The organism is Actinomadura sp. GTD37 (assembly GCF_041951365.1).
In the GTDB taxonomy this organism is placed as follows: Bacteria; Actinomycetota; Actinomycetes; order Streptosporangiales; family Streptosporangiaceae; genus Spirillospora.
In genome coordinates this window covers 1,013,359-1,038,430 of record NZ_JBGNUS010000001.1, presented here as the reverse complement: position 1 = coordinate 1,038,430, position 25,072 = coordinate 1,013,359, and the positions used below count along the sequence as shown (strand labels likewise).

Genomic DNA, 25,072 nt, shown 5'->3' with positions numbered 1-25,072 from the left:
TCGAGCGGGCCGTCGAGCTCCAGGACTGGAACGTCTGCCCAGGCGTCCGATGGGTCGGAGTGGAGGAGTTCGAGGAGCGCGTTGTTCATGTCCGCCCGAAGCCGCGGCACTTCGGCCGGAGGCAGTACCCGCTCCGTCTCCGCGGTGATGGGCCTGACGACCAGCAGATCAAGGGACGCGAACCATTGGCGGCCCCGGCGAGGACGTCCGGCATGCTGCGAAGTCCGGCCACGCGGAAAGCACGTCAAGACCCTTTTTGGAAGGTTCGTGGCTACTGCCCTCGCAACCCAGCGGCGCGGCCGGGCGGCCTCGTGGGAGGCCGCCCGGGTGGAGTGCGAAGGGGTGTCAGGCGTGTCGAGGGCGGGTGCGGCGTAGAAGGGGGATCAGGTTCAGGGCCAGGCCGACGACGGCGACGGCGCTGACCAGGTTGACGCCCGGGTGGAATTCGGCGAAGCCGTCGCCGCCCGAGGCGGTGCCACCGGCGACCAGGGCGGTGACGACGGCGAGGACGAGGGCGGCGCCGACCTGGCCCGAGGTCTGGACGAGGCCGGAGGCCAGGCCCTGTTCGGAGTCGTCGATGCCGTCCGTGGCCTGCGCCATGATCGAGCTGAACCCGAACGCGAACCCGCCGCCCAGCAGGAGCATCGTCGGCAGGATCGTGAACGCGTAGTGCGGCACGTTCCCGGCGGTGGCCAGGAACCAGACATAGCCGAGGCTGAGCGACGCCATGGAGCTGATGATCAGAGGGGGCGTCCCGTACCGGTCGATCAGGCGTCCCACGAACGGGGAGCCGAAGGCGACGAGAAGCCCGGCGGGCAGCAGTCCCATGGCCATCTTCAGCGGCGACCAGTGCAGGACGTCCTGCAGGTAGAGGGTCATCATGAACTGGAAGCTGAGGTACGAGCCGAACAGCGCGACGATGCTGAGGTTGGCGCGGACGATGGAGCCGATCCGCAGGATGCCGAGCCGGATCAGCGGGTGCCGCACCCTCTTCTCGGTGACGAAGAACCCGGCCAGCAGGGCGGCGGCGAGCGCGACGGATCCGAGGGTGAAGGGGTCGAGCCAGCCGCGGTCGGGCGCCGAGACCACGGTGTAGACGGCGAGCAGCATGCCGCCGGTGAGCGTCACGGCGCCGACGATGTCGTGGCCGCCATCGGCCGAGGGCCTGTCCCGCGGGATCAGCGCGATGCCGGCGACCAGGGCGATGAGCGCGAGCGGGACGGGTGTCAGGAACGTCCAGCGCCATCCGAAGCTGGTCAGCAACCCGCCCAGGATCAGCCCGGACGAGTAGCCGCTGGCGCCGAAGACGGAGAACACCGACAGTGCCCGGTTCCGCGCCGGTCCCTCATGGAAGGTGGTGGTCAGGATGGACAGGGCGGTTGGCGCGGTGAACGCGGCGGCGAGCCCCTTGACGAAACGGGTGACGATCAGCAGCGTGCCGTCGTCCACGAGCCCGCCCACGAGCGACGCAACGGCGAACACGGCGAGCGCGGTGAGAAAGACCCGGCGGCGGCCCAGCAGGTCGGCGGTGCGTCCGCCGAGGAGGAGCAGACCGCCGTAGCCGAGGACGTATCCGTTCACGATCCACTGCAGCGACGTCGTGGAAAGCCCGAGTTCGGCGCCTATCGACGGCAGCGCGACGCCCACCATGGAGACGTCGAGCCCGTCAAGGAAGAGCACGGCGCACAGGACCGCGAGGACGCCCCACAGCCGGGGGGTCCAGGTCTGTTCGGCCGGGGCGCGCACGGCGGCGGCGACCGGCGGACGGACGGTGGAGGCAGGTGAGGTGTCGGTGATAGCCACGTCGGAGGACGGTACATGCGCATGCATCAAATGTCTACGCACTAATTTCTGCAGAATTTAATGCCGATGCATCTCATGCGTACGCATGGTACGATGCGCGCCATGGAGGCGAAGACTGCTCTGGTCGGCCGCTGGCGCGAGCTCGCGACCTGCTACAACACGGTCGCGTGCGCCCTGGACCGCGCTCTCCAGGACGCCCACGGCCTGAGCATGAGCGAGTACGAGACGCTCGACCGCCTCGTCGATCTCGACTGCGAGAAGCGCCGCATGCAGGAGATCGCCGCGGCGATGTACCTCAGCCAGAGCGCCCTGTCCCGCACGGTGGCCCGCCTGGAGAAGCACGGCTACGTCGAACGCGACCTCTGCAAGGACGACCGCCGCGGCGTCTTCGTCCAGATCACCGAGACCGGCCGCCGCCGCCACGCCGAGGCCCGCGAGACCCACCTGAAGGTCCTCGCCGAGAATCTGACCACGGCCCCCTAATCCCCCGGCTCCCTGATCCCCCCGCCCCGCAGGATGCAAGACGCCGGGGGGCGGGGGGCGGAGGGCCGACGCTGGAGGGCCGAGGCTGAAGAACGGCGACGCTGAAACGCAGACGCTGAAGGGCGGGCGCTGAAGGGCGGGCGCTGAAGGGCGGGCGCTGAAGGGCCGAGGCTGAAGGGCGGCGACGCTGGAAGGCGGAGCAGGAGCGCAGACGCTGAAGGGCGGAGCTGAAGCGCAGACGCTGGAACGCGGTCGTTCGAGGGCGGGGGCGAGGGCGGGGTGGTGGCTGGGTTGGTGTTTTTCGGGGAGATAGCGGGGCTCGACTACACTTTTGTCATTCGTTGTCGCAAATCATTCGCGCTTAGAGGTGGGGCATGACCGCATCGCAGAGCACCGCCGAGGAACTGCGCGGTGTCGGGCTGCGGGTGACGGCCGCCCGCGTGGCGCTGCTGGAGACCGTCCGGGACGGCGACCACCTCGGTGTCGAGGCGATCGCCAACGGCGTGCGGGACCGCGTGGGGCACATCTCGCTGCAAGCCGTCTACGAGGCGCTTCACGCGCTCACGGCGGTGGGGCTCGTGCGCCGCATCGAGCCGGCGGGGAGCCCGGCGCGATTCGAGGGGCGTGTCGGCGACAACCACCATCATCTGGTGTGCCGGAACTGCGGCGCGGTCGAGGACGTCGACTGCACCGTCGGGCACCCGCCGTGCATGGATCCGGTGGACGACGCCGGCTACCTGGTCGACGAGGCCGACGTCACGTTCTGGGGGCTCTGCCCCACCTGCCGCCCGCAGTAACTCGAAGGGCAGGCTGCGGTGACTCCGAAGAGCCCGCCGCGATAGCCCCCGAAGGGCACGCCGTCGCAACCCCGAAGAGCACGCCGCGGCGGTTCCGAGGCCCGCTCGCGGTGATGGCGCCTTGGCCGGGGTGTGCCTAGGCCGGGGATTGCGCCCAGGCCCGGGACGTACCCAAGCCTGGGACCTGCCCAAGCCGCGGATGCGCCCAAGCCCGGGACCTGCCCGGGCCAGGGACGCACCCAAGCCCCGAACGTGCGTGCCCAAGCCGGGGATGCGCCCAAGCTAGGAACCTGCCCAAGCTAGGAACCTGCCCAAGCCAGGGACGTACCCAAGCCCGGGACGTGCCCAGGCCGGGGACGTGCCCAAGCCCGGGGGTGTGCACAAGGCACGGACGTGGCCAGGCCGGCCCGGGGCCAGGCCGGCCCGGGGGGGGCGGGCCGGCCTGGGTGGGGGCGGTCAGGCGAGGTCGAAGCGGTCCAGGTTCATCACCTTGTCCCAGGCCGCGACGAAGTCGCGGGCGAACTTGTCCTTCGCGTCGTCGGCCCCGTAGACCTCGGCGACCGCGCGGAGTTCGGAGTTCGCGCCGAACAGCAGGTCGACGCGGCTGCCGGTCCACTTGACGGCGCCGGAGGCGTCGCGGCCCTCGAAGGTCTCGGCGTCCTCGGACGTCGGCTCCCACGTGGTGCCCATGTCGAGCAGGTTCACGAAGAAGTCGTTGGTCAGGGTCCCGGGCCGGTCGGTGAACACGCCCAGCTTGGTCTGCTGGAAGTTCGCGCCGAGGGCCCGGAGCCCGCCGATGAGCACCGTCATCTCGGGCGCGCTGAGGTTCAGCAGGTTCGCCCGGTCGACGAGGAGGAACTCGGCCGGCAGCCGGTTGCCCTTGCCGACGTAGTTGCGGAACCCGTCGTGGGACGGCTCCATCTCCGCGAAGGACGCCACGTCGGTCTGCTCCTGCGACGCGTCGGTGCGGCCCGGCGTGAACGGCACCTCGATGTCGTGGCCCGCGTCCCGCGCGGCCTTCTCGACGGCCGCGCAGCCGCCGAGGACGATCAGGTCGGCGAGCGAGACCTTCTTGCCGCCGGTCTGGGCGCCGTTGAAGGCGTCCTGGACGCCCTCCAGCGCGCGCAGCGCCTGCGCCAGCTCGTCGGGCTCGTTGACCTCCCACCCGTTCTGCGGCTCCAGCCGGATGCGGGCCCCGTTGGCGCCGCCGCGCTTGTCGCTGCCGCGGAAGGACGCCGCCGCCGCCCACGCGGTGGAGACCAGCTGCCGCACTGACAGGCCGCTGGCCAGGAGCCGCTGCTTGAGGTCGGCGATGTCCGCGGCGTCGACGAGCTCGTGGTCGACGGCCGGGACGGGGTCCTGCCAGATGAGCTCCTCGTCCGGGATCTCCGGGCCGAGGTAGCGGACGACGGGCCCCATGTCGCGGTGGGTCAGCTTGTACCAGGCGCGGGCGAAGGCGTCCGCGAACTCGTCGGGGTTGTCCTTGAACCGCCGCGAGATCGGCTCGTAGATCGGGTCGAACCGCAGCGACAGGTCGGTCGTCAGCATCGTCGGGTGGGTCCGGCCGGACGGGTCGTGGGCCAGCGGGATGGTGCCCTCGCCGGCGCCGTCCTTGGGCCGCCACTGCCAGGCGCCCGCGGGGCTCTTGAACAGCTCCCACTCGTACCCGAAGAGGATGTCCCAGAAGCTGTTGTCCCAGGTGGTGGGCGTGTCGGTCCAGGTGACCTCAAGGCCGCTGCCCATCGCGTCCGCGCCCTTGCCGGTGCCGTGGGTGCCCTTCCAGCCGAGGCCCATCTGCTCCAGCGGCGCGGCCTCGGGCTCCGGTCCGACGTTGGCGTGCGGGTCGGCGCCGTGGGTCTTGCCGAAGGTGTGGCCGCCGGCGATCAGCGCGACGGTCTCCTCGTCGTTCATCGCCATCCGGTGGAACGTCTCGCGGATGTCGCGGGCCGCGGCGACCGGGTCCGGGTTGCCGTTCGGCCCCTCCGGGTTGACGTAGATGAGGCCCATCTGCACGGCGGCGAGCGGGTTCTCCAGGTCGCGGTCGCCGGTGTAGCGCTCGTCGCCGAGCCAGGTGGACTCGGGGCCCCAGTAGACGTTCTCGTCGGGTACGTAGACGTCCTCGCGTCCGCCGCCGAACCCGAACGTCTTGAAGCCCATCGACTCCAGGGCGACGTTGCCGGCCAGGATGTAGAGGTCGGCCCAGGAGAGGCTCTGGCCGTACTTCTTCTTGACCGGCCACAGCAGCCGGCGGGCCCGGTCGAGGAGGACGTTGTCGGGCCAGCTGTTGAGGGGCGCGAAGCGCTGCTGGCCGCCGCCGCCTCCGCCGCGTCCGTCGTGGATGCGGTAGGTGCCGGCGCTGTGCCACGCCATCCGGACCATGAGCGGGCCGTAGTGGCCGAAGTCGGCGGGCCACCAGTCCTGCGAGTCGGTGAGCGTCGCGGCGATGTCGCGCTTCACGGCGGGCAGGTCGAGGCTCTGGAACGCCTCGGCGTAGTCGAAGTCCGCGCCGTACGGGTTGGTCTCGGACGGCTGCGGAGCGAGGACCCGCAGGTTGAGCTGGTTCGGCCACCAACTGCGGTTGCCGCCGCCCTGGGTGGGGTGCGGGCTGCGCGCGCCGTGCACGACCGGGCAGCCGCCGGCGCTTTCCTCGTTCGTCTCGTAGACGTTGGCTTCGGTGTTCTCAGCCACTGTGCTTCCTTCCAGGACGAAGCAGGTTGGATCAGGTGGGACAGGCGGGACAGAGGCCCCAGTAGACGACTTCGGCCTCGTCGATCAGGAAGCCGCGGTCGTCGGAGGCGGTCAGGCAGGGGGGTTCGCCGACGGCGCAGTCGACGTCGGCGATGGCGCCGCAGGACCGGCACACCACGTGGTGGTGGTTGTCGCCGGTCCGCGACTCGTAGCGCGCCACGGAGCCGGAGGGCTGGATGCGCCGCACCAGTCCCGCCGCCGTCAGTGCGCGCAGCGAGTCGTACACGGTCTGGTGGGACACCTTCGGGAGGTCCCGGCGCACGGCCCCGATGATCGAGTCCGTGTCGGCGTGCGGATGCGCGTGCACCGCGCGCAGCACCGCGAGACGCGGCCGGGTCACCCGCAGGGCGGCCCCGCGCAGCATCTCCTGGAACTCCAAGGCGGTCGCCACGGCAGCCAGACTGGCTCACTGTCTGGAGTCAGTCAAGATTAGGAGCCGTCCAAGTTTGCGGGGACGGACGCCGCCCGAGTCCGGACGCAACGCACTGCCCCCGGGCGTGTCTCGTCCCGGCGGCGGACTGCCCGAAGTTCGGCCAAAGGACCAGCTTCTACGGGTAGGAGGTGCAAATCGGGGCGTTTCACTAGGATGCTCGCGTGCGCGAAGATCAAGAGGTCCCGGACGACGGCGTGCTGACCGCGCCGCTCCTGCCGGCGGACGCCACCGGCGGGGACGCCACCGGCGAGGACGAGCCCGCGGAGGTGGCCGTGCAGCGCGACACGATCGCGATCACCGAGGTCGATCCGGCGCCCGTCCGCGCGTTCGGCCGGGACGTCGAGCGGCTCGCCGGGCTGGTCGGGCAGCTCACCGCGCTCGCCGCCGCGCTGGGCGGCCGGCTGGACGGCGAGGTCCGCGACGCCCTGGACGGCGCCGAGCGCGCCCTGGCCGAGGCGCGCGGCGCGCGGCGGGAGTCCGCGGACGCGGACGAGCGCGCCGAGCGGGCCGAGGCCGCCGCCGAAGCGGCGCGGCTGGAGACCGCCGAGGCGCGCGCGGAGTTCGAGAAGGGACTCGCCGCCGCGAAGGCGAGCGTCACCGCGGCGCAGGAGAGCGAGGCCAACGCGTGGAAGGAGGCCGGGGCGCACCAGCAGGCCCGGGCCACGTCCTCGAACGAGGCCGCGCACGCCGAGGGGCTCCGCAAGCGCGCCGAGGCGGCGTGGAGCACCGAGCACCAGGCCCGCGGCGACGCCGAGCGGGAGCGCGACGAGCTGGCCGCGCGGCTGGCCGCCGAGCAGAGCGCGCTGGCCACCGCCCGCACCGATCTCGCCGACGTCCGGGCGGAGCTGGCGGAGGCCCGGTCCAAGCTGGAGAACGCCGCCGACGCCGAGCGCCGGCTGCGGGCCGAGCTGAGCGTCGTGCAGGGCGAGGTCGCGGGGCTGACCGTGGAGCGGAACGCCGCCGCGAACCGGGCGGAGGAGCAGGCCACCCGCGCCAAGCGCGCCGAGCAGCTCGCCGACTCCGCGGAGGACCGCATCCTCGCCGCGATGACCCGCGCGGACCGGGCCGAGCAGCGCGCGGACGCCGCGGAGCAGCGCGCCGACGCCGCCGAGATCCGCATCGACCGCGACGCCGCCACCGTCCGCGCGCTCCAGGACACCCTGCGCGCCGCGCTGGACCTGCCGGCCGTCGAGGACCTCGACGACGGCAAGGGCGTGCGGGTCGGCGAGTCCGCGGCGGTCACCGCCCGGCTCGGCGGCCTCGTCGGCGTCGACCAGGTCCCGGACGTCATGGACGGCAAGCTGGCCGGCCAGTTCGCCCGCGCGATCCTGGCCGTCCGCGTCCACCAGGCCACCCACCGCCTCCCTCTGGAAGACTTCGCCGAGCCCGCGGAAGACGACGCCCTTTCCGCGGACTGACCCACGCCCGCGCACCCGAGCGCGGCCCCAGAGGCTTCCTCCGGATCACGAGGGTCAGGCGGGGGTCAGGCGCGGGTCTCCTCACCGTTCGGTGTTCGGTTCTCGGCGACGAGTTCCGCGAGACGGACGGTGAGCGCGCCGCAAACGGTGAGCGCGAGGCGGACGGTGAGCGCGCCGCGGCCGGACGTCCGCGGCCGTCAAGGACGAGGCGGGGTGAGCGGTCCGTCCTTCGGGAGCCGGTCCTCGATACGGGCCTTGAGCCGGTCCAGGGTGGTCGTGATGTTCGCGGAGTTCAGGGCGGGCCGGTTGATCGTGCCGGTGACCGCCAGGGCGACCGGCACGAACCAGACCGGGACGCGGGCCCAGTTGCTCTCGGTCACCACGCAGGTTCCGTCGGGGGCGGGCTCGACGTCGTACCGCCACCGGGAGATCGGGACCCCGAAGCCGGTGCCGACGTCGTAGGCGAAGCTCCGTCCGGGCCGCAGCTCGACGACCTCGCAGACCGTGCGCCAGCGGCGCCTGCCGTGCCGGTTGAGGCCCTCGAAGCGGGCCCCGAGAGCGGCCTCGGTGGCGCCGCCGAGCCATCGGACGGCCACGAGCTCGGCGGCGAGGTCCGCCATGGCCACGGGGTCGCCGACCACCGCGAACACCTCGTCGGCCGAGGCATTGATCGTCACGGTCCCGCGTGCGAAGAGCCTGTTCGAGGCGACCTCCCGGGTCGGGGCAGGGAGGCGGGCCGGGCGTGGCCGCCCCCGTGGTCCGGGTCCGCGCGCAGGCCGCGCACCTGGGCGCATAACTTTGTTATGGCCAGATATAACATTGTCATGGGGGGACGTCCAGAGGAGGATCCGCGGCGGCGCCTCGTCGACGCCGGGGTCCGGCTGCTCGAACGGGACGGCCCCGAGGCGCTCAACGCCCGCAGGCTGGCCGCGGAGATCGGCGCGTCCACCATGGCCGTCTACACCCACTTCGGCGGCATGGCGGGGCTGCACGAGGCGGTCGTGCAGGAGGAGTTCGTCCGCTTCGGGCGCCACCTGCACGCCGTCGCCCGGACCGACGACCCGGTCGCCGACCTGCTGGCACTCGGGCTCGCCTACCGGGACTTCGTGCTCGCCGACCCGCGGCGGTACCGGTTCATGATCGGCCTCACCGGGCCCGGGGCGCACCCGCCGATCGGGCGCGACCTGGTCGGCGCGGGCACGCCGGCCGCCCTGCCCGAGGTGAACGCGGCCTTCGAGCAGCATGTCGAGACCGTGCGCCGCATCATGGCCGCCGGGCGGATCCGCCGCGGCGCCCCCGTCCCGGTCGCCGCGCAGCTCTGGAGCATGCTGCACGGCTTCGTCCTGCTGGAGACCATCGGGGTGTTCGGGCACGACGGCGTCGTGACGGTCCTCGCGCCGGCCGCGGTCAACCTGCTGGTCGGGCTCGGCGACCGGCGCGAGGCGGCCGAGACGTCCCTGCGCTCGCTCGCCGCCAACCCCAAGGCCCCGGCTCCGGCTCCGGCGCCGCAGGTCCGGCGGGGCCGCCGCCCGCGCACCTGACCGGACGCCGGGCTACGGCGTCGCGCGGAGGGCGGCGGGTGCTCCTCCTGGGACGGCGGGCGTGTCGGGCATGACGCGGTCGACGCGCTGGTAGGCGGCGCCCGGTGCCGGGCGGGGGTCCTTCTCGCCGCGGTTCGGCCAGAACGCCATGGCGCGCTCGGCCTGCGCCGTGATGGTGAGGGACGGGTTGACGCCGAGGTTCGCGGTGACCGCCGAGCCGTCCACGATGTGCAGGCCGGGGTGGCCGTGGACGCGGTGGTACGGGTCGATCACGCCGGCCTCCGGCGTCTCCCCGATGACGCAGCCGCCGATGAAGTGCGCGGTCGTCGGGATGTTGAACAGGTCGAACCACGTCCCGCCGGGGGTGGCGTCGAGCTCCTCGGCGAGCATCCGGACGGCGTCGTGGGCGACGGGGATCCAGGTCGGGTTGGGCTCGCCGTCGCCCTGCCGCGCGACCAGCCTGCGGCGGCCGAGGCGGCTCCGCTTCTCGCCGATGGTGATCGAGTTGTCGGCGGTCTGCATGACGAGGGCGATGACCGTCCGCTTGGCCCAGTCCTTGAGGGACAGCCCGCGCAGGATGACCGTCGGGTGCCGGGCGGACTGGCCGAGGAACTTCAGCCAGCGGGGCGCGCCGCCGCCGTCGACCAGCAGCGTCCGGATGACGCCCATCGCGTTGTTGCCCGCCCCGTACCGGGTGGGTTCGATGTGGGTCTTCTCGTCCGGGTGGAAGGACGAGGTGATGGCGAGGCCGGTGCTGTGGTCGACGTCCTTCTTGCGGTGCCACACGGTCATGCGCTCGACGCCGAGGAGCGCCTCGGAGTTGGTGCGGGTGAGCTCGCCGAGGCGGGGCGACAGGTGCGGGAGGCGGCCGGCGGCGCGCATCCGGTGCAGGAGCCGCTGCGTCCCGTACGTCCCGGCGGCGAGGACGACGTGCTCGGCGGTGAGCGTCCGGCGGCGCTTGCGCAGCGGCGTCGTCATCTCCGTGCCGACCTCGTAGCCGCCGGACGGGCGCGGGGCGAGGGACGCGACCGTCGTGTCCGGGACGACCTGGACGCCCGCCTGCTCCGCCAGGTACAGGTAGTTCTTGGTGAGCATGTTCTTCGCGCCGACCTTGCAGCCGATCATGCAGGAGCCGCAGCCGGTGCAGGTCGTCCGGCGCGGGCCGGCGCCGCCGAAGTACGGGTCGGCGGCGTCCTCGCCGGGCTTCTCGCCGAAGAACACGCCGACCGGGGTCGGGTGGTAGGTGTCGCCGACGCCCATCCGGTCGGCGACGCGCTTCATGGCCTCGTCGGCGGGGGTGACGAGCGGGTTCGTCGTGACGCCGAGCATGCGGCGGGCCTGGTCGTAGAACGGTTTCAGCTCGTCCTGCCAGTCGGTGATGTGGCCCCACTGGCGGTCCTTGAAGAACGGCTCCGGCGGAACGTACAGGGTGTTCGCGTAGACGAGGGAGCCGCCGCCCACGCCCGCCCCCGCCAGCACCAGGACGCCGGCCTTGCCGCCGACCAGGTGGACGCGCTGGATGCCGCGCATCCCGAGGCGCGGAGCCCACACGTACTTGCGCAGCCGCCAGGACGTCTTGGGCAGCGTGTCCTCGTCGAAGCGGCGCCCGGCCTCGATCACGGCGACCCGGTAGCCCTTCTCTGCCAGCCGCAGCGCCGACACGCTGCCGCCGAACCCGGAGCCCACCACGATCACGTCGAAGTCGAAGTCGTCATCGGACATTTGCGCACCACCTCGTCGTGGGGATCACGAAGGCCCCGAGTGTGGCCCTCCGCTGCGTCGCCCGCCATGCACGCGGAGCAACGATTCGGAAACACGTTTGTCACCTGGGTGACAACGGCGCGGGTCAACGGGCGCTCGGCAGGCCGGCGCCGCGGTTGCCGAGTTGCGCGTGGAGGATCAGCTCCATTTCCAGGCAGCGGCGGGGATCGCGCAGCTCGTCGCCGAAGAGGTCCTGCAAATGGCGCAGGCGGTAACGGACGGTCTGCGGGTGGACACGCAGCCGGCGGCTCGCGTCGGCGGCGTTGAAATTGTGCTCCAGCAGCGCCAGCAGCGTTTCGGCGAGCCTTTCCCGGCGGGCCGGCGAAACGGCCTTGAGCGGCGCCAGCCGGGTCGCCGCCGCGTCGTCGATCAGCTCCCCGGCCCGGGAGATCACCAGCGCGGGGACATGCTCGGCGCTGCGGATCAGCCCGCCGTCCGGGATGACGCCGCGGGCGGCGAGCAGGAGCGTCTCGCGCGCCCAGCGCAGCGAGTCGGCGGCCCGCGCGACGGGCACGGCCGGGCCGGCCGCCACCACCCAGTCGCGCAGCAGCGCGGCGGGCAGCGGGGCGCGGCTCGTCCCGGCCGGGTCGGGGATGACCATGAGCGGCTCCGGCGCGCCGAAGTCGGCGAGCAGGTCGGCCGGGAGTTCGCACGGCACGGCGCCCGCGCGGCGCCGCCGGACCGCCGCCACCGCGACCGCGGCGGGCAGCGGCCAGCGGGCCTCCGCGGACAGCGCCGCGAGCCGCGCGGGGTCGGCGGGCGGCTCGGCGAGCAGCATGTGCAGCAGCATGGCGCGGCGCCGGTGCACCGCGGGCGCCGGGCCGCGCCGCGTGCGCTCGGCGACCGCGGCGGCGTATCCGGCGGCGATGACCTCGGCGACCGCGTCCATGTAGCAGAACTGGGCGTCCACGACGAGGCTGAGCGCGGCGTGGTCGAGGTCGCCCGAGACGGCGCCGAGCGTCCGCCACGCGACGCACGCGGAGCGGCGCAGCGCCTGGTGCGTCTCCACGGGGTCGCGGCCGTCCCGCGCGAGGTGCCGCCCGACCCGCAGGTAGAACGCCGACACCCGCTCCCAGCCGGCGCCCGGGTCCTCCACGAGGTCGCAGAAGTGCCGGATGCCGGCGGCGACGCCGGCCCGCGCCCGCCCGGCCTCCTCCTCGCCGATCTGCGGGTCCGCGCGGCGCAGCTCGTTCAGCAGCTCGTCCGCCGCCCGGTCCACGTGCGGGCGCAGCCGCCGCGCCACCCACGCCGGCACTTCCTCGAACGCGCGGACGTCCAACGCTGTGCGCACCACTCGCGGTCCCCCCTGCCTGGGCGTCCGCCGGGCGGCGGACGTTTTCCAGGATTGCCGATCGCCTCCGGTTCCGGTTGTCGCTGAAATAACCTGTTGGCCGGTCTTTCCTGGAGTCATCTAATAAAATCCCAGGCCAGCGCTGCGGCAGTGGCGGAGAACCGGCAGGTCCGGGCCCGCGCGTCTCCTGCGCGTGGCGCGGGTCTCTCCCGATTTCAATGTCATGGACGACCCGTCCGCTTTTCACGAGAGTCGCCGGACCGTCGGAGCAGTGGCTGCTTACGAGAACGACCGGACTCTTTCCGACCTCTTCGAGAAATTGCGTATCTCACCCCGTCACGGAGATCACCGGGCCCGGCCACGAAAGGTGTTCTGACCTCTCGTCGGCATGGCGGCCCGTTGGACGGAGTCCAAGGCTTACGCGGGTCAGCGGCCGGTGAAGGGGTCGAGGGCGGTGATCCTCCAGTGGCCGTGCCGGTGGACGGCGGTGACCGTGAGCATGGCGGGGGCGTGCGTGCTCGTGCCGTCCGACGTGCGGGTGGTCTGCTGGTCGGCGAAGACCAGCACCACCGCGCGGTCGCCGGTCAGCGTGGTGACGGCGCTGTCGGTCACCCGCGTGCTGAGGACGGTCTTCGCCTTCGGCGCGTCCGACCGGACCTTCGCGAAGATCTCCTCGTACTGCCGCACGGCGTTGCCGGTCAGTGCGTCCTGAGCGGCCTTCTGTGTGCGCGCGGGGTCGGTGTAGTTGAACGAGAAGACCTTGCCGACCATGTCGGCGACGGCGCCCTTGACCTCGCTGGTGGCCGCGCTGTCGGTGAGGGCCGCGTTGCGGACGGACGGGTCGTCCCGCACCGCGTCCGCCTGGCGGAGCGCCCAGAACCCGGACGCGGCGAGCAGGACGGCGACGAGCCCGAGCGCGGCGGGCGACGTCGCGTCGACGCGCGGCCGGGCCGGCGCCTTCACGCCGACTCCGCCGGCGCCTGGCCCAGCTCGCTGAGCTTCCAGCCCCCGGACGTCCGGGTGACCTTGCCGACGAGGCGGCTCTGCTTGGTGACGGGGTCGCCCTCCGGCGGCGTGACGGTGATCTCGACGGCGACCAGGACGCGCGCCAGGCCGGACCGCTCGTCCAGCTCGGCGACGGCGGCGTCCAGGATGCGCGCGCTGGTGACCGTCCGCGCCTTCGTCACCTGCGCCTCGAACGCGGCGCGGCCCTGCGTGATCTGCCGGTAGAGGTCGCTGGTGGTGGAGTCCTGCCACGTCTTCAGGCCGGGTCCGAGGTTTCGGTAGTCGAGCGTGTTGAGGTTCTGGACGGCCTGCTCCCCCGCTTGCAGGGCCTCGTCGCGCGTCCGCGAGTAGGCGTGGGCGTCGTCGTGGGCGGCCGCGTACCAGGACCATCCGGCCCAGGCGGCGAAGAGCGCGGCGAGGACGAGGACGGCGGTCGCCGTCCGGCGCGGGGTGTCGTCGGTCATGAGCGTCCCTCACGCAGATGTCAGGCCGGTGATCGACCAGTGGCCGCGTTCGCGGTGCGCGGTCACCAGGAGTTGCGCGGCGGCGGGCGTCCCGGCGGGCTTGCCGGCCCGCGTGGCGTTCTGGTCGAGGAAGACGAGCAGCCGGGCCGTGTCGCCGGTCAGCGAGACGACCCCGGCCCGGACGACACGCGTGGTCAGCGTGACGCGCTGGGCCGGGGCCTGCCGCGCCACTTGCCCGAACAGCCGCCGGTACTGCTGGAGCGCGGCGCCGGACAGTTCCCGGTCCGCCGCCTGCCCGGTGGCGGCCACGTCGTCCGGTCCGTAGGTGAAGACCTTGCCGAGCGACGTGGACACGTCGCCGATCACCTCGGTGGTGGCCACGCCGTCGAGGACGGCCGCGTCCCGCGGGGTCCCGTCGTCGCGCAGCAGCCCGGCGGCGGGACGCAGCGCCAGTGCCGCCAGCGCGACGCCGAGCGCGATCAGGAGCAGCCTCCTCATCGCGCACCGACCGGTATCGCGGTGAGCGACTCCAGCTTCCACCCGGACGGCGTGCGCGTCGTCCCGGCCTCGAAGCGCTTGCGCTGCAACGTGGGCGAACCGCCGTGCAGTGTGAGCGTCACCTGCACGGACGCGATGACCTTCGCCTTGCCCGCCCGCGCGTCGAGCGACACGACGGCGGCCCCGGTCACGGTCGCCGCCGCGGTGGTCCGCGAGCGTCCGATCTTCGCGCGGTTCTGCGCCCGGTCCCGGTCGAGCTGATCTCGGAGGGCGCCGGTGGAGGCGTCCGCCCAGGCCCGGAGCCCCGCGTCCACCTGCGCGGGGTTCATGGTGTTGAGCGCGGCGACCTGCTGCCGGGCGCTCCGCAGGACGGCGTCCCGGGCGTTCGCGGGCCCGCTCCGCGGCTCGGCACCGTCCTGCCGCACCGCCCAGCCCGACCACGCGAGGAGCAGCACGGCGGCGGCGAGTGCGGCCCAGCCGATCAGACCCCGCCGGGCGAGGCCGTTCGCACGCCGGGGCGCAGGGGCCTTCCCCTCCGGCTCTCTGCGGGCGAAGTGCCGGCCCCGCCGCAGGGACGGCTTGCGGCGCGTTCTCTGCTCGGCGGTCGCCGGCATCAGGGGGCTCCTTGGAGGCCGAGGAGTGTGCTCATGGTCGTGGGGCCGTCCGGGACGCCGGGGAGAGCGAGTGCGCCCGGAAGGGTGGAGTCTCCGGTGTTGAGCACTGAGCCCGCGCGCGCTGGGGTCGGTACCGGGCGACGGGGGGCGTTGCCGGCGCCCCGGACGTTGACGCCGGTGGACGGCGACGTCGCGCAGTGGGCGGCCGTGTTGAGCGCCGGGGCGGGGGACGTGTCGAGCCCGTCGCGGTACTTGGTGCCGCCGTATCCGGACGTGCAGTTGGGCGGGTTGAAGAACGTCGTGACCATGCCGAAGTTGAGCCTGCCGTCCTGCACGACGGACATTCCGGAGGCGACGGCGTCCGGCAGCTTGGCCAGGAGTTGCTCCAGGCCGTCCGACCGGGGCTCCATCAGTTCGGACGTCGTCAGCAGGTTCGCCACCAGGACGCTGAGGGACGGGTCGAGGTCGCGCACGAGCGCCCGGAACTCACCGGCCGCGCCGGGCGCCGTCGACACGAGTTTCCGGAAGGCCGGGTCGGACGTGCGGAGCTGCGCGGCGAAGAGCCGCGCGTTGCGCCCGAACGACTTCAGGGACGCGGCCTCCTCGTTCTGGGTCCGCAGGACGGTCTCGCCGTCGCCGATGAGGGACGTCGTCGGCCCCGCGTTCTCGTTGGCGGCGCGGGTGAGCGACCGCGTGCTGTCGAGCAGGACCTGGAGGTTCGGGCCCTGTCCGGCGAACGCCTGGCCGAGTTCGCCGATGACCGTCCGGAGGGAGTCGGTCGGGACGGACGTGGCGAAGTCGTTCAGGCTGGTGAGGAGGTCCGTCACGGGCGCCGGCGTCGCCGTCGAGGCGCGCGGGATGACCGAGCCGGACGCCAGGTACGGGCCGGACGCCGTCATGGGGCGCAGGTCGATGTACTGCTCGCCGATGGCCGACCGGTTCGCGACGACCGCCCGGGTGTCCGCCGGGACCTTCGGCGCCGACTTCTCGATCTTCAGGTCGGCGAGCACGCCGTCGCCGGTCACGTGCAGCCCGCCGACCCGTCCGACCGAGGTGCCCCGGTAGGTGACGTCGGCGTTCTGGGCGAGCCCGCCCGCCTCGGCGAGGTCGGCCTTGACGACGTAGTAGTCGCGGTATCCGACGTATCCGCCGAGGTCGGCGTAGCTGAGCCCGACGTAGCCCATGGCGAAGGCGCCCACGACGAGGAAGACGATGTTCTTGATCCTGGTGCCGGCGGTCAGCATCAGTCCCCCTGGAGCGGCGTGATCGGCGGGACGACCTGGGTGCCCGGACGGGCCGTGACCTGGAGGTACACGTTCAGGTAGTCGCCCTTGACGGCGGGCAGGACGGCGTCGGTGAACGGGTAGGTCAGCAGGACCTGCAGCGCGTCCGGCAGGTCGCGGCCGGCGTCGGACAGCTTGCGGAGCGTCGGTTCGAGGGCCGTGAGGTCGGCGATCAGGTCGTCCTTGCTCCGCCGGACGGTGCCGACCGCGACCCGCGACAGCCCGTCCAGCGACGTCAGCATCCGGACGAGCGCGCCCCGCTGCTCTTCGAGGACGGCGAGGCCGGGCCGGATGTCGTCGAGCGCGACGCCGATCTGCTCCCCGCGTCCGCGCAGCGTGCCGGACAGCCGGTTCAGGCCGTCGATCGCGTCGGTGATGCCCTTCCGGTTCGCGTCCAGGTCGCCGACGAGCTTCCGGGCCCGCTCCAGCAGCGACCTGACCTCCGGCTCGTTGCCGCCGAGGGCCCGGTTCAGCTCGACGGTGATCGTCCGCAGCTGCGCGATGCCGCCGCCGTTCAGCAGCATCGACAGCGCGCCGAACACCTCCTCGACCTCGGGGTTCCGGTTCGTCCGCGACGCCGGGATCACCGCGCCGTCCGCGAGCGTCCCGGCGCCCGCGGACGGCGCGGCCCCGCCCGGCGGGACGCCGCCCGGCGCGGCGGCGCCCCCCGGGCCGTTCTCCGGGCCCGCGCTGAGCTGGACGAACTTCTCGCCCAGCAGGCTCGACTGGCGGAGTTCGGCGTACGCGTTCGCGGGCAGCCGCACATCACCGTTGACCTTCATCGTGACCTCGGCCGTCCAGCCGCCGCGCGGCAGCGCGACCGACACGACCCGGCCGACCGCGACGTCGTTGACCTTCACGGCCGACTGCGGGACGAGGTTCAGGACGTTCGCGAACCGCGCCCTCACCGTGTACGGGTGGTCGCCGAGGTCCGCCCCGCCGGGCAGCGGAAGCTCCTGCACGCCGGAGAACCCGCAGCCGCCGAGGGCGGCGGACACGAGCGCCAGGCACGCGACGCGCAGGGGGGCGGTAACGGGGCGGGTCATGGTGCCGCCTTCCGGCTCCCCGCCACCGGCAGCGGCGGGGTCAGTTCGCTGAGGTTCTGCCTGCCCATGAGCGTCCGCGTCCGCGGGTCGTAGGCGTTGAGGATGTTGGTCGCGTTCAGCGGCTGGACGTCGAGCGCCTCGGCCAGCGACCGGCGCTGCTTCACCAGCAGCTGCGTGATCTTCGCGAGTCTCTCGACGTTCCCGGCGAGCCGCTTCCGGTTGTCCTGGATGAAGACCTTGACCCGCGCGAGCGCCACCGTCAGCGCCTTCAGCGCGGCGTCCAGCTCCTCGCGGTCGTCGGCGAGGAACCCGGTCACGTCGGCGAGCTGCCGTTCGGCCTGCCTGACCTGCCCGTCGTTCGTCTTCAGCATGGTCGTGAACGTCTGCAGGCCGCGGATCGTCGCGAACAGGTCCCGCTGCGAACCCGACAGCGTCTTCGCGGCCTGCGCCATGCGCTCGGTCGTGGTGCGGATGTCGCGGCCGTTCCCGTCCAGGTTCTCCGCGCCCGTCTCCAGGACCCGCGACAGCGCGCCGTCCTTGTCGAGGCCCTTCGGGCCGAGGTCGGTCGCGAGTTTCCGGATGCTCTCGTAGACCTTGTCGAGTTCCATCGGCGTCGCCGTCCGGTCGGCCGGGATCACCGCGCCCGACGCCATCTTCGGGCCGGACGTGTAGGCGGGCGTCAGCTGGACGTACCGGTCCGCGACGAGGCTCGGCGCGACCGCCACCACCTTCGCGCCGGCCGGGACGTCCACCCCCCGGTCGACGGTCATGACCGCCCTGACCTGCGTTCCCTCGGCGCGGACGGAGTCGACCACGCCGACCTTCACGCCGAGGACCCGCACGTCCGAGCCCTTGTAGACGCCGACCGCGTCCCGGAACCGGACGGTGATCCGGGTGCCGTCCGGCCCGCGCAGCGCCGCGAACGCGCCGAGCGCGACGACGGCGGCGATTCCGGCGGCGAGGAGCGGTGTGCCCAGTCTGCGCAGCATCAGCGGCCGCCTTCCTTCGTCGTCCGGGGGGACGCCGCCCCGGACTTCTTGGGCGGCTTGCAGCCCTTGCCGGGTGCGTCCGTCCGGTACTCGTCCGGGACGAGCCCGCACAGGTAGCCGTCCATCCAGCGGCCGCTGCCCAGCGTGTTGCCGAGGAGCCGCGTGTACGGCCCGGCCGTCTTCAGCGCCTTGTCGAGGTTGTCCTGGTTCTTCTGGAGCAGGTCGGTGACGCGGCCGAGCGCCCGGAGCATCGGGTCGAGCTGCCGCTGGTTGTCGTCGACGAGCCCTACGATCTGCCGGGACAGCTCCTGCGTCCCGGTCAGCAGCGCGTGGATGGCCTCGCGGCGCCGCCGGATCTCGCCGAGCAGCCGGTTCCCGTCCCGCAGCAGCGCCTCGACGTTCGTGCTCTGGCCCGACAGCGTCCCCGTGACCTGCCGGGTGTTGGCGAGCAGGCGGGCCAGTTCCGCGTCCCGCGACGAGACGGTCTTCGACAGCGCGGAGACGCCGTCCAGCGCCTTGCGGACGCTCGGCGCCGTCCCGGCGAACGTCGTGGAGATCGCGTCGAGGCTCGCGGCGAGCTTCGCCGAGTCGATCCGCCCGACCGTCCCGGCGAGGTCCTCGAACGCCTCCGTCACGTCGTAGGGCGAGGTCGTCCGGGCGAGCGGGATGCGCCGGCCGGGGTCCTGCCGGTGCGCGCCGAGCGGGTCGACGGCGAGGAACTTGTCGCCGAGCAGCGTCTTGATCGCGATCGTGACCGTGCTGGCGTCGCCGATCCAGGTGCCGGCGACGCGGAACGCGACGGTCACCTTCGCGCCGTTCAGCCGGACGCCGGTGACCTCGCCGACCTTCACCCCGGCGACCCGCACCTCGTTGCCGGACCGCAGCCCCGCCGCCTCGCTGAAGTCCGCGCTGTAGCCGGTGCCGCCGCCGATGACCGGCAGGTCCTTGGCGTTGAACGACAGCAGCCCGGCGACGACGATGAGCGTGAGCGACACGACCGCGACCGCGATCGGGTTCCGCTCCCGGACGGGCTTCAGCCTGGGCCGTCTCCTCTTGGCGCGCCGGTCGCCCGGTCCGCCGCGTTCACCGGTGCCCAAGCGCTTGCCCGTGCCCGTGCCCATGCGCCGCGCCTTCCCTCTCATGCGCCGCACCGTCCGTCCGTCAGCGGGACGCCGGCCGGCGGCGGGTGCTCCTCGCCCGGGTACTGCTTGTAGGTGACGCCGCTGAGGTCGGCCTCGCACAGGTACAGGTTCATCCACGACCCGTACGAGGCGATCCGGCCGATCGCCGCCATCTTCACCGGCAGCGTCCGCAGGAACGAGTCGACCTTCGGGGAGGCGTCCGACAGGTTCTCCGACAGCCGCCCGAGCTGCGCGATGTCGCGTCTGAGCGGTTCGCGGCCGTCCTTCAGCAAGTCGGAGGTGGTGCCGGCGAGGTCGTCCAGCGCGCTGATCGCCGCGCCGATCGCCGTGCGGTCGGCGGCCAGGCCGGACACGAGCCGGCGCAGCGTCCCGATCAGCGGGCCGAGGTTGTCGCCGCGCCCGTTGACGGTGTCCAGGACGGCGTTCAGGTTGTCGACGACCTGGCCGATGACGGCGTCCTTGTCGGCGATTCCGCTGGTCAGCGAGCCGACGCTGGACAGCAGCCCCTCGACCGTCCCGCCCTCGCCCTGGAGGACCTGGACGATCGAGCCGGCGAGCCGGTTGACGTCCTCCGGCGACAGCGCCTGGAACAGCGGCTGGAACCCGTTGAACAGCTGGGTCAGGTTCAGCGCCGGGGTCGTCCGCTCGACCGGGATGGTCGCGCCCGGCGGCAGCGTCCCGGTCCCGCCGGGGCCGCGCGCCAGCTCGACGTACCGCTGCCCGATCAGGTTCAGGTACTTGATCGTCGCGGTGGACGACGCCGGGACGCGGTGGCCGCGGTCGACGCCGAACGAGACGAGCGCGACCCGGTGCTCGACGACCCTGATCCCGGCGACCCGCCCGACCTCGACGCCCGCGATCCGGACGCCGTCGCCCTCGCGCAGCCCGGACGCGTCGGTGAACCGCGCCTGGTAGGAGACGGTGTCGCCGCCGCCCGCCCGCGTGATGCTGAGCGCCAGCATCAGCGTCGCGACCACGGTCACCGCGACGAACGCGGCCGACTTGGCCAGCGGGCGCGCGAGCCCCTGCCGCTTCACTTCAGCCTCACCTCCGCGCCCCGGTAGACGGGGCCGAGCAGGACGCTGCTCCAGTCGGGCAGCGCCTCGGGGACCTCCTGGAGGCCGGGCGCGAGCAGCTCGTTGACCAGGCGGTTCTCCTCGGGGGAGTTCGGCAGGCCGAGCGCGCCGGGGGCGACGGCGACGGGCGTGTCCGCGTCCGGCGGCGCCGACTTCACGGTCCCGGCCGCCGGGTAGCAGTGCGGGCCGCCGCCCTCGGTGTAGCGCGGACGGTCCCTGCCCGGCCCGTACCGCCCCTTGGACGGCAGCGTCTTCACGTTCACGTGCAGGCCGGGCCGCTTCGTGCCCTTGCCGAGCACCTCGTCCATCACGGGGACGAAGTCGGTGAGCATGCGCAGCGTGCACGGGTACTCGGGCGAGTACTCGCGCAGCAGTTCCAGCGTCGGACGGCTCGTCGCCGCCAGCCGGATGAAGTTGCCGGAGTTCTCGTGGAGGAAGTCCGCGAGGTCCTGGGAGGAGTCGGTGACCGACGCGTACAGGCTCGCCAGGTTGTTCCGCTGGTCGACGAGCGACCGGCTCGTGTAGGCGAAGTCGTTCAGCGCCTGGAGGATCTCGGGCGCCGCCTGGTCGTAGTGGCGCGTGACCTCGACGAGCCGCCCGATGTCGCGGTTGAGCGCGGGCAGGCTCGGGTTGATCTTCCCGAGGTAGGCGTCCAGCTCGACCATCGTCCGCCCGAGCTCCGCGCCGCGCCCGTCCAGCGCCTGCGACACGGCGGTGAGCGTGGCGGCCAGCTCCGCCGGCCGGATGGCGGTGAGCAGCGGATACAGGTTGTCCAGCACCCGCTGGAGCTCGATCGCGTTCGCCGACCGGTCCTGGCTGATCACGCTCCCGCCGGTGAGCCGCGCGCGGCTCGGCGCGGCGGGCGGGATCAGCGCGACGAACCGCTGCCCGAACAGCGTCGTCGGCAGCAGCTGCGCCGACACGTTGCCCGGCAGGAGCGCCACCTTGTCCGGCTGGATCGCCAGCTTCAGCGTCGCGACGCCGCCGTCCGAGGAGATCTCCCGGACCTCGCCGACGACCACGCCGCGCAGCTTGACGTCCGCGTGCGGATGCATCTCGCTGCCCGCGCTCGCCGTCCGCAGCGTCACCCAGCTCACCTCGGTGAACCTCTTGTCGTAGACGGCGACCGACAGCCAGATCAGCAGCACCGGCACGAGCAGGAACGCCACGCCCGCGAGCCGTCTCGGGACCGTCTCGGGGGCGCTCATCCGGCGACCTTGACCGTCGTGTTCGTCCCCCACAGCGCCAGGCTGAAGAAGAAGTCGCTGACGCTGATCAGGACGATCGACGTGCGGACCGCGCGGCCGACGGCGCGGCCCACCCCGGCGGGTCCGCCGGCCGCGCGGTAGCCGTAGTAGCAGTGCGACAGGATCACCAGGACGCTGAACACCAGCACCTTGCAGAACGACAGGACGACGTCCACCGGTGACAGGAACAGGGCGAAATAGTGGTCGTAGGTGCCGGCCGACTGCCCGTTGAACACGACCGTGACCTCGCGGGACGCCAGGTACGCGCACAGCAGCCCGATCGCGTACAGCGGGACGATCGCGACCGCGCCCGCGATGATCCGCGTCGTCACCAGGTACGGCAGGGACGGGATGCCCATGACCTCCAGGGCGTCCACCTCGTCGCTGATGCGCATCGCGCCGAGCTGCGCGGTGAACCCCGCGCCGACGGTCGCCGACAGCGCGAGCCCCGACACGACCGGGGCGATCTCGCGCGTGTTGATGTACGCGGACGCGAACCCGGTGAACGCGGACGTCCCGATCTGCTGGAGCGCCGAGTAGCCCTGCATGCCGACGACGACGCCGGTCGCGAGCGTCATCGCGACCATGACGCCGATCGTCCCGCCGATGACGCCGAGGCCGCCGCTGCCGAACGCCACCTCGGCGAGCAGCCGCTGCACCTCCCCGCGGTAGCGGCGCAGGGCGCGCGGCGTCCACACCAGCGCCCGCACGTAGAAGGTGCCCTGGTCGCCGGGCTGGTCCAGCCACGCGAACCAGCGCGCGGGTCCCGCTCGCAACACGGCCATGACTCAGCCACCCTTCGGCGGGACGACCTGGAGGTAGATCCCGGTGATCACGAGGTTGAGCAGGAACAGCAGGAGGAACGTGATGACGACCGACTGGTTCACCACGTCCCCGACGCCCTTCGGCCCGCCCTTCGGGTTCAGGCCCCGGTAGGAGGCGACGACGCCGGCGACGAACCCGAACAGCAGCGCCTTCGCCTCCCCGACGTAGATGTCGGGGAGCTGGGCGAGGGCGGAGAAGCTCGCGACGTACGCGCCGGGCGTGCCGCCCTGCATCAGGACGTTGAAGAAGTAGCCGCCCGCGACGCCGACGACCGACACCAGGCCGTTGAGCAGGAACGCGACGGCGACGCAGGCGAGGACGCGCGGGACGACGAGCCGCTGGACCGGGGAGACGCCGAGGACCTCCATCGCGTCCAGCTCCTCGCGGATCGTGCGGGCCCCGATGTCCGCGCAGATCGTGGAGCCCGCCACCCCGGACACCAGCAGCGCCACGATCATCGGGCTGGCCTGCTGGATGACGACGAGGACGCTGGCGGCGCCGGTGAACGACTGCGCGCCGAACTGCTGGGTGAGCGAGCCGACCTGCAGCGACGTCACGGCGCCGAACGGGATCGACACGAGCGCGGTCGGCAGGATCGTGACGCTGGCGATGAACCAGAACTGCTCGACGAACTCGCGGAACTGGAACGGCCGCCGGACCGACATGCCGAGCACGGTCGCGGCGAGCGCGAACATCCGGCCCGCCTCGCGCAGCGCGCTCACCGGATATCCGAGAACGGGCGCCATGGTCCGGCCTCCTTTCCCGTTCGAGCCTTTCGGCGAAACTACTGTTCGGTAAATTCACGCCGCAAGAAGCCGTGCCCCATAAAAAGCCGGATGCGGCGTTTTCTATTCGCCGATGACATGTTTTCCGTCGGTCGCCGGAATTGTTGTGCGCGGCGGACGGCCGGACCGGGCGGACGCGGCCTCCGGCGACCGGATATCGTCAAGGCCCCATCCCGCTGGAAGGACCCCCAGTGAACCGACGTCACCTGGCGGCTCTGCTGCTCGTCCCGGCACTGGCGCTGACCGCGTGCGGCGGCGACGACGGCGACGGCGCCAAGCCGACCGCGTCCGCGTCCGCCACCACGGGCGGCGAGGCGTCCGCGCCGGGCGGGGCCGGCGACTCCGCCCAGGGCGGCGCGGTGAAGGCGCCCGGCGGGGTGCCGTCGTCCGCGCCGCCGAAGGTCGTCAACGCGTTCGTCGCCTGCATGCGCAAGCAGGGCGTCAAGATGCCGTCCGACACGAGCACCTGGCGTCCCGACCCGCAGGACGGCCGCACCCAGAAAGCGCTCATGACCTGCATGAAGGCCACCGGCGCCCGATGACCCCGCCGGGTCACACACCACCCTCGCGGCAGGGGGCGGCGCGGGTGAAGGCGTCGCCGAGGGACAGGTCGGCGCGCAGCGCCCGGGTCGGCGGCTGGTAGCCGCCGAGGCGGCGCATCGCCTTCCCGGCGTTCCCCTGGGCCGTCCGGAACGCCGGCGTGCCGGCCTTCGTCTCCCGCAGCCCGGACGCCGCCGCCAAGAGCTGCCCCTGGACGGCCTTGAGGTCGCCGCCCATCCCGGTCAGCAGCGCCTGGCCGGTGGGCACCGGCGGCGGTCCCACCTCCGCCAGCCTCGTCCGGACGGTGCCGAGCCGCTTCGCCATCCCCGTCATGTACGCGGCGATGGCGCGTTCGGACTCCGCGACGTCCTTCGGGTCGATCTTGGGCGGCGGGGACTTCGTGAGCCCGCCCGACAGCGCGTCGCAGACGCGGCCCGCCCACGCCACGGTCTCCTTGCCCGCCTTCGCCCGCGGCTTCGCGCTCACCGCCGAGCCGGTCGCCCCCGGCATGCCTCCGGGACCGGCGTCGCCGGCACCGCCGCAGCCGGTCAGCGGCCCGGCGGCGAGTGCGGCGAGGACGAGACCGGCGATCACGCGCCTTGACATGGTGCTGCTCCTGACCACGGGATTCACAGCTGGTGCGTCCGGCACGAGTTCGCCTGGTCGAACGCCTTGGCGAGCGCGGGGTCGGCACGCAGGTCCTTGGTCGGCCCCTGGTAGGTCTGGACCTTCCGCATCGCCTGCCCGGCCTCGCCGAGCGCCGCCTTGTACGACTTGGCGTCGGTCACTTCGGCCTTCGTGATGCGGGCCGAGGCGAGCCGCACCGCCTGCCGCGTCTCCCGCAGGTTGGCGAGGGCCGAGTCCAGGGCCGCCTGGCCGCCGCCGACCGGCGGCGCGCCCGCATCCCGCACCTGCGTCTCCAGGGCCTTGAGGTGCCGGTCCATGGAATCGAGGAACCCGGCGATCGCCTTCGCGGACTTCGCCTCGTCCTTCGGGTCGAGCTTGGGGAAGCTCAGGCCGGCGCCGCCGGCGGTGACGCCGTCGCAGACGCGCCCGGCCCACGCGACCTCCGGCTTGGTCTTGCCGCCGCCGCCTCCCCCGCCGTCGCCGCCGCAGGCCGCGGCCCCGGTGGCGGTCACGGACACGAGCACGGTTCCGATGATCAATCGCCGAATCATCGAATTCTCCTTCAGGGACTCGGGGTGGTCGCGCAATTCGGGTGAGCCGGTCCCCGCCGCCGTCCTTGGACGGGCGGCGGGGACCGGTGTCAGGACCGTTCGGTC

At 72.9% G+C, this 25,072-nt stretch carries 25 protein-coding genes; 5 read left to right on the top strand and 20 right to left on the bottom strand.

The annotated features are described in order from the left end of the window. Positions 1-345: 345 nt before the first annotated feature. Positions 346-1,830, bottom strand: a complete 1,485-nt coding sequence (locus tag ACA511_RS05055; protein WP_375022860.1) for an MFS transporter — start codon at positions 1,828-1,830, stop codon at positions 346-348. Positions 1,831-1,905: 75 nt separating this feature from the next. Here ACA511_RS05055 and ACA511_RS05050 point away from each other — a divergent pair, with 75 nt between their 5' ends. Both ACA511_RS05050 and ACA511_RS05045 read left to right on the top strand, forming a co-directional pair. Further along, positions 1,906-2,286 (top strand): MarR family winged helix-turn-helix transcriptional regulator, encoded by a 381-nt coding sequence (locus tag ACA511_RS05050; protein WP_375022859.1) that lies wholly within the window; start codon positions 1,906-1,908, stop codon positions 2,284-2,286. A 374-nt stretch (positions 2,287-2,660) separates the two neighbouring features. Continuing rightward, entirely contained in the window at positions 2,661-3,083 is a 423-nt protein-coding gene (locus ACA511_RS05045; protein ID WP_375022858.1) for a Fur family transcriptional regulator, read from the top strand. 456 nt (positions 3,084-3,539) lie between these two features. On the opposite strand, the gene katG is transcribed toward ACA511_RS05045, so the two are convergent. Together katG and ACA511_RS05035 are read right to left on the bottom strand one after the other, a co-directional pair. Continuing rightward, on the bottom strand, positions 3,540-5,771 hold the full coding sequence (gene katG, locus ACA511_RS05040; RefSeq protein WP_375022857.1) for a catalase/peroxidase HPI: 2,232 nt from the start codon (positions 5,769-5,771) through the stop codon (positions 3,540-3,542). Between the two features lie 31 nt (positions 5,772-5,802). Then, positions 5,803-6,195: a Fur family transcriptional regulator gene (locus ACA511_RS05035; protein ID WP_375024681.1), complete on the bottom strand. Its 393-nt coding sequence runs from the start codon at positions 6,193-6,195 to the stop codon at positions 5,803-5,805. 230 nt (positions 6,196-6,425) lie between these two features. Between ACA511_RS05035 and ACA511_RS05030 the strand changes: the two genes are divergently transcribed. Then, entirely contained in the window at positions 6,426-7,682 is a 1,257-nt protein-coding gene (locus ACA511_RS05030; RefSeq protein ID WP_375022856.1) for a hypothetical protein, read from the top strand. A 197-nt stretch (positions 7,683-7,879) separates the two neighbouring features. On the opposite strand, the gene ACA511_RS05025 is transcribed toward ACA511_RS05030, so the two are convergent. After that, the gene (locus tag ACA511_RS05025; protein WP_375022855.1) at positions 7,880-8,359 is read right to left on the bottom strand and encodes an SRPBCC family protein; all 480 of its coding nucleotides are present in this window, start codon (positions 8,357-8,359) and stop codon (positions 7,880-7,882) included. Positions 8,360-8,506: 147 nt separating this feature from the next. On the opposite strand from ACA511_RS05025, the gene ACA511_RS05020 reads away from it, so the two are divergent. Beyond that, positions 8,507-9,223 (top strand): TetR/AcrR family transcriptional regulator, encoded by a 717-nt coding sequence (locus ACA511_RS05020; RefSeq protein WP_375022854.1) that lies wholly within the window; start codon positions 8,507-8,509, stop codon positions 9,221-9,223. A 12-nt stretch (positions 9,224-9,235) separates the two neighbouring features. Here ACA511_RS05020 and ACA511_RS05015 read toward each other — a convergent pair whose 3' ends face one another. The 14 genes from ACA511_RS05015 to ACA511_RS04950 form a co-directional block, all read right to left on the bottom strand. Then, positions 9,236-10,945, bottom strand: coding sequence for a GMC oxidoreductase (locus tag ACA511_RS05015; protein WP_375022853.1), 1,710 nt, complete (start codon positions 10,943-10,945; stop codon positions 9,236-9,238). 124 nt (positions 10,946-11,069) lie between these two features. Further along, positions 11,070-12,275 (bottom strand): helix-turn-helix domain-containing protein, encoded by a 1,206-nt coding sequence (locus ACA511_RS05010; protein WP_375022852.1) that lies wholly within the window; start codon positions 12,273-12,275, stop codon positions 11,070-11,072. A gap of 426 nt (positions 12,276-12,701) precedes the next feature. Then, the gene (locus ACA511_RS05005) at positions 12,702-13,238 is read right to left on the bottom strand and encodes a hypothetical protein (protein WP_375022851.1); all 537 of its coding nucleotides are present in this window, start codon (positions 13,236-13,238) and stop codon (positions 12,702-12,704) included. Then, positions 13,235-13,744: a hypothetical protein gene (locus ACA511_RS05000; protein WP_375022850.1), complete on the bottom strand. Its 510-nt coding sequence runs from the start codon at positions 13,742-13,744 to the stop codon at positions 13,235-13,237. Before ACA511_RS05000 ends, ACA511_RS05005 begins: the two co-directional genes overlap by 4 nt. 9 nt (positions 13,745-13,753) lie before the next feature. Beyond that, positions 13,754-14,242, bottom strand: coding sequence for a hypothetical protein (locus tag ACA511_RS04995; protein WP_375022849.1), 489 nt, complete (start codon positions 14,240-14,242; stop codon positions 13,754-13,756). Continuing rightward, on the bottom strand, positions 14,239-14,856 hold the full coding sequence (locus tag ACA511_RS04990) for a hypothetical protein (protein WP_375022848.1): 618 nt from the start codon (positions 14,854-14,856) through the stop codon (positions 14,239-14,241). The genes ACA511_RS04995 and ACA511_RS04990 overlap by 4 nt, the downstream gene beginning before the upstream one ends. Beyond that, complete coding sequence (locus tag ACA511_RS04985) at positions 14,856-16,100, bottom strand: MCE family protein (RefSeq protein WP_375022847.1); 1,245 nt, start codon at positions 16,098-16,100, stop codon at positions 14,856-14,858. The genes ACA511_RS04990 and ACA511_RS04985 overlap by 1 nt, the downstream gene beginning before the upstream one ends. Then, positions 16,100-17,185 (bottom strand): MlaD family protein, encoded by a 1,086-nt coding sequence (locus ACA511_RS04980; protein ID WP_375022846.1) that lies wholly within the window; start codon positions 17,183-17,185, stop codon positions 16,100-16,102. The genes ACA511_RS04985 and ACA511_RS04980 overlap by 1 nt, the downstream gene beginning before the upstream one ends. After that, positions 17,182-18,174: an MCE family protein gene (locus ACA511_RS04975; RefSeq protein ID WP_375022845.1), complete on the bottom strand. Its 993-nt coding sequence runs from the start codon at positions 18,172-18,174 to the stop codon at positions 17,182-17,184. The genes ACA511_RS04980 and ACA511_RS04975 overlap by 4 nt, the downstream gene beginning before the upstream one ends. Then, positions 18,174-19,295, bottom strand: coding sequence for an MCE family protein (locus ACA511_RS04970; protein WP_375022844.1), 1,122 nt, complete (start codon positions 19,293-19,295; stop codon positions 18,174-18,176). Before ACA511_RS04970 ends, ACA511_RS04975 begins: the two co-directional genes overlap by 1 nt. A 17-nt stretch (positions 19,296-19,312) precedes the next feature. Next, positions 19,313-20,353 carry an MCE family protein gene (locus ACA511_RS04965; RefSeq protein WP_375022843.1) on the bottom strand — a complete coding sequence of 347 codons (1,041 nt, stop codon included), beginning with the start codon at positions 20,351-20,353 and terminating at the stop codon, positions 19,313-19,315. Beyond that, entirely contained in the window at positions 20,350-21,600 is a 1,251-nt protein-coding gene (locus ACA511_RS04960) for an MCE family protein (protein WP_375022842.1), read from the bottom strand. Before ACA511_RS04960 ends, ACA511_RS04965 begins: the two co-directional genes overlap by 4 nt. Further along, positions 21,597-22,424, bottom strand: a complete 828-nt coding sequence (locus tag ACA511_RS04955) for an MlaE family ABC transporter permease (protein WP_375022841.1) — start codon at positions 22,422-22,424, stop codon at positions 21,597-21,599. Before ACA511_RS04955 ends, ACA511_RS04960 begins: the two co-directional genes overlap by 4 nt. Before the next feature lie 3 nt (positions 22,425-22,427). After that, a complete protein-coding gene (locus tag ACA511_RS04950; protein WP_375022840.1) occupies positions 22,428-23,210 on the bottom strand; it encodes an MlaE family ABC transporter permease in 783 nt (260 codons plus the stop codon). A 230-nt stretch (positions 23,211-23,440) separates the two neighbouring features. Between ACA511_RS04950 and ACA511_RS04945 the strand changes: the two genes are divergently transcribed. Continuing rightward, a complete protein-coding gene (locus ACA511_RS04945; protein WP_375022839.1) occupies positions 23,441-23,791 on the top strand; it encodes a hypothetical protein in 351 nt (116 codons plus the stop codon). 10 nt (positions 23,792-23,801) lie between these two features. Here the strand turns inward: ACA511_RS04945 and ACA511_RS04940 are convergent, their stop codons facing one another. Together ACA511_RS04940 and ACA511_RS04935 are read right to left on the bottom strand one after the other, a co-directional pair. After that, a complete protein-coding gene (locus ACA511_RS04940) occupies positions 23,802-24,395 on the bottom strand; it encodes a hypothetical protein (protein WP_375022838.1) in 594 nt (197 codons plus the stop codon). 23 nt (positions 24,396-24,418) lie between these two features. Then, positions 24,419-24,967, bottom strand: coding sequence for a hypothetical protein (locus ACA511_RS04935; protein WP_375022837.1), 549 nt, complete (start codon positions 24,965-24,967; stop codon positions 24,419-24,421). Positions 24,968-25,072: the final 105 nt, after the last annotated feature.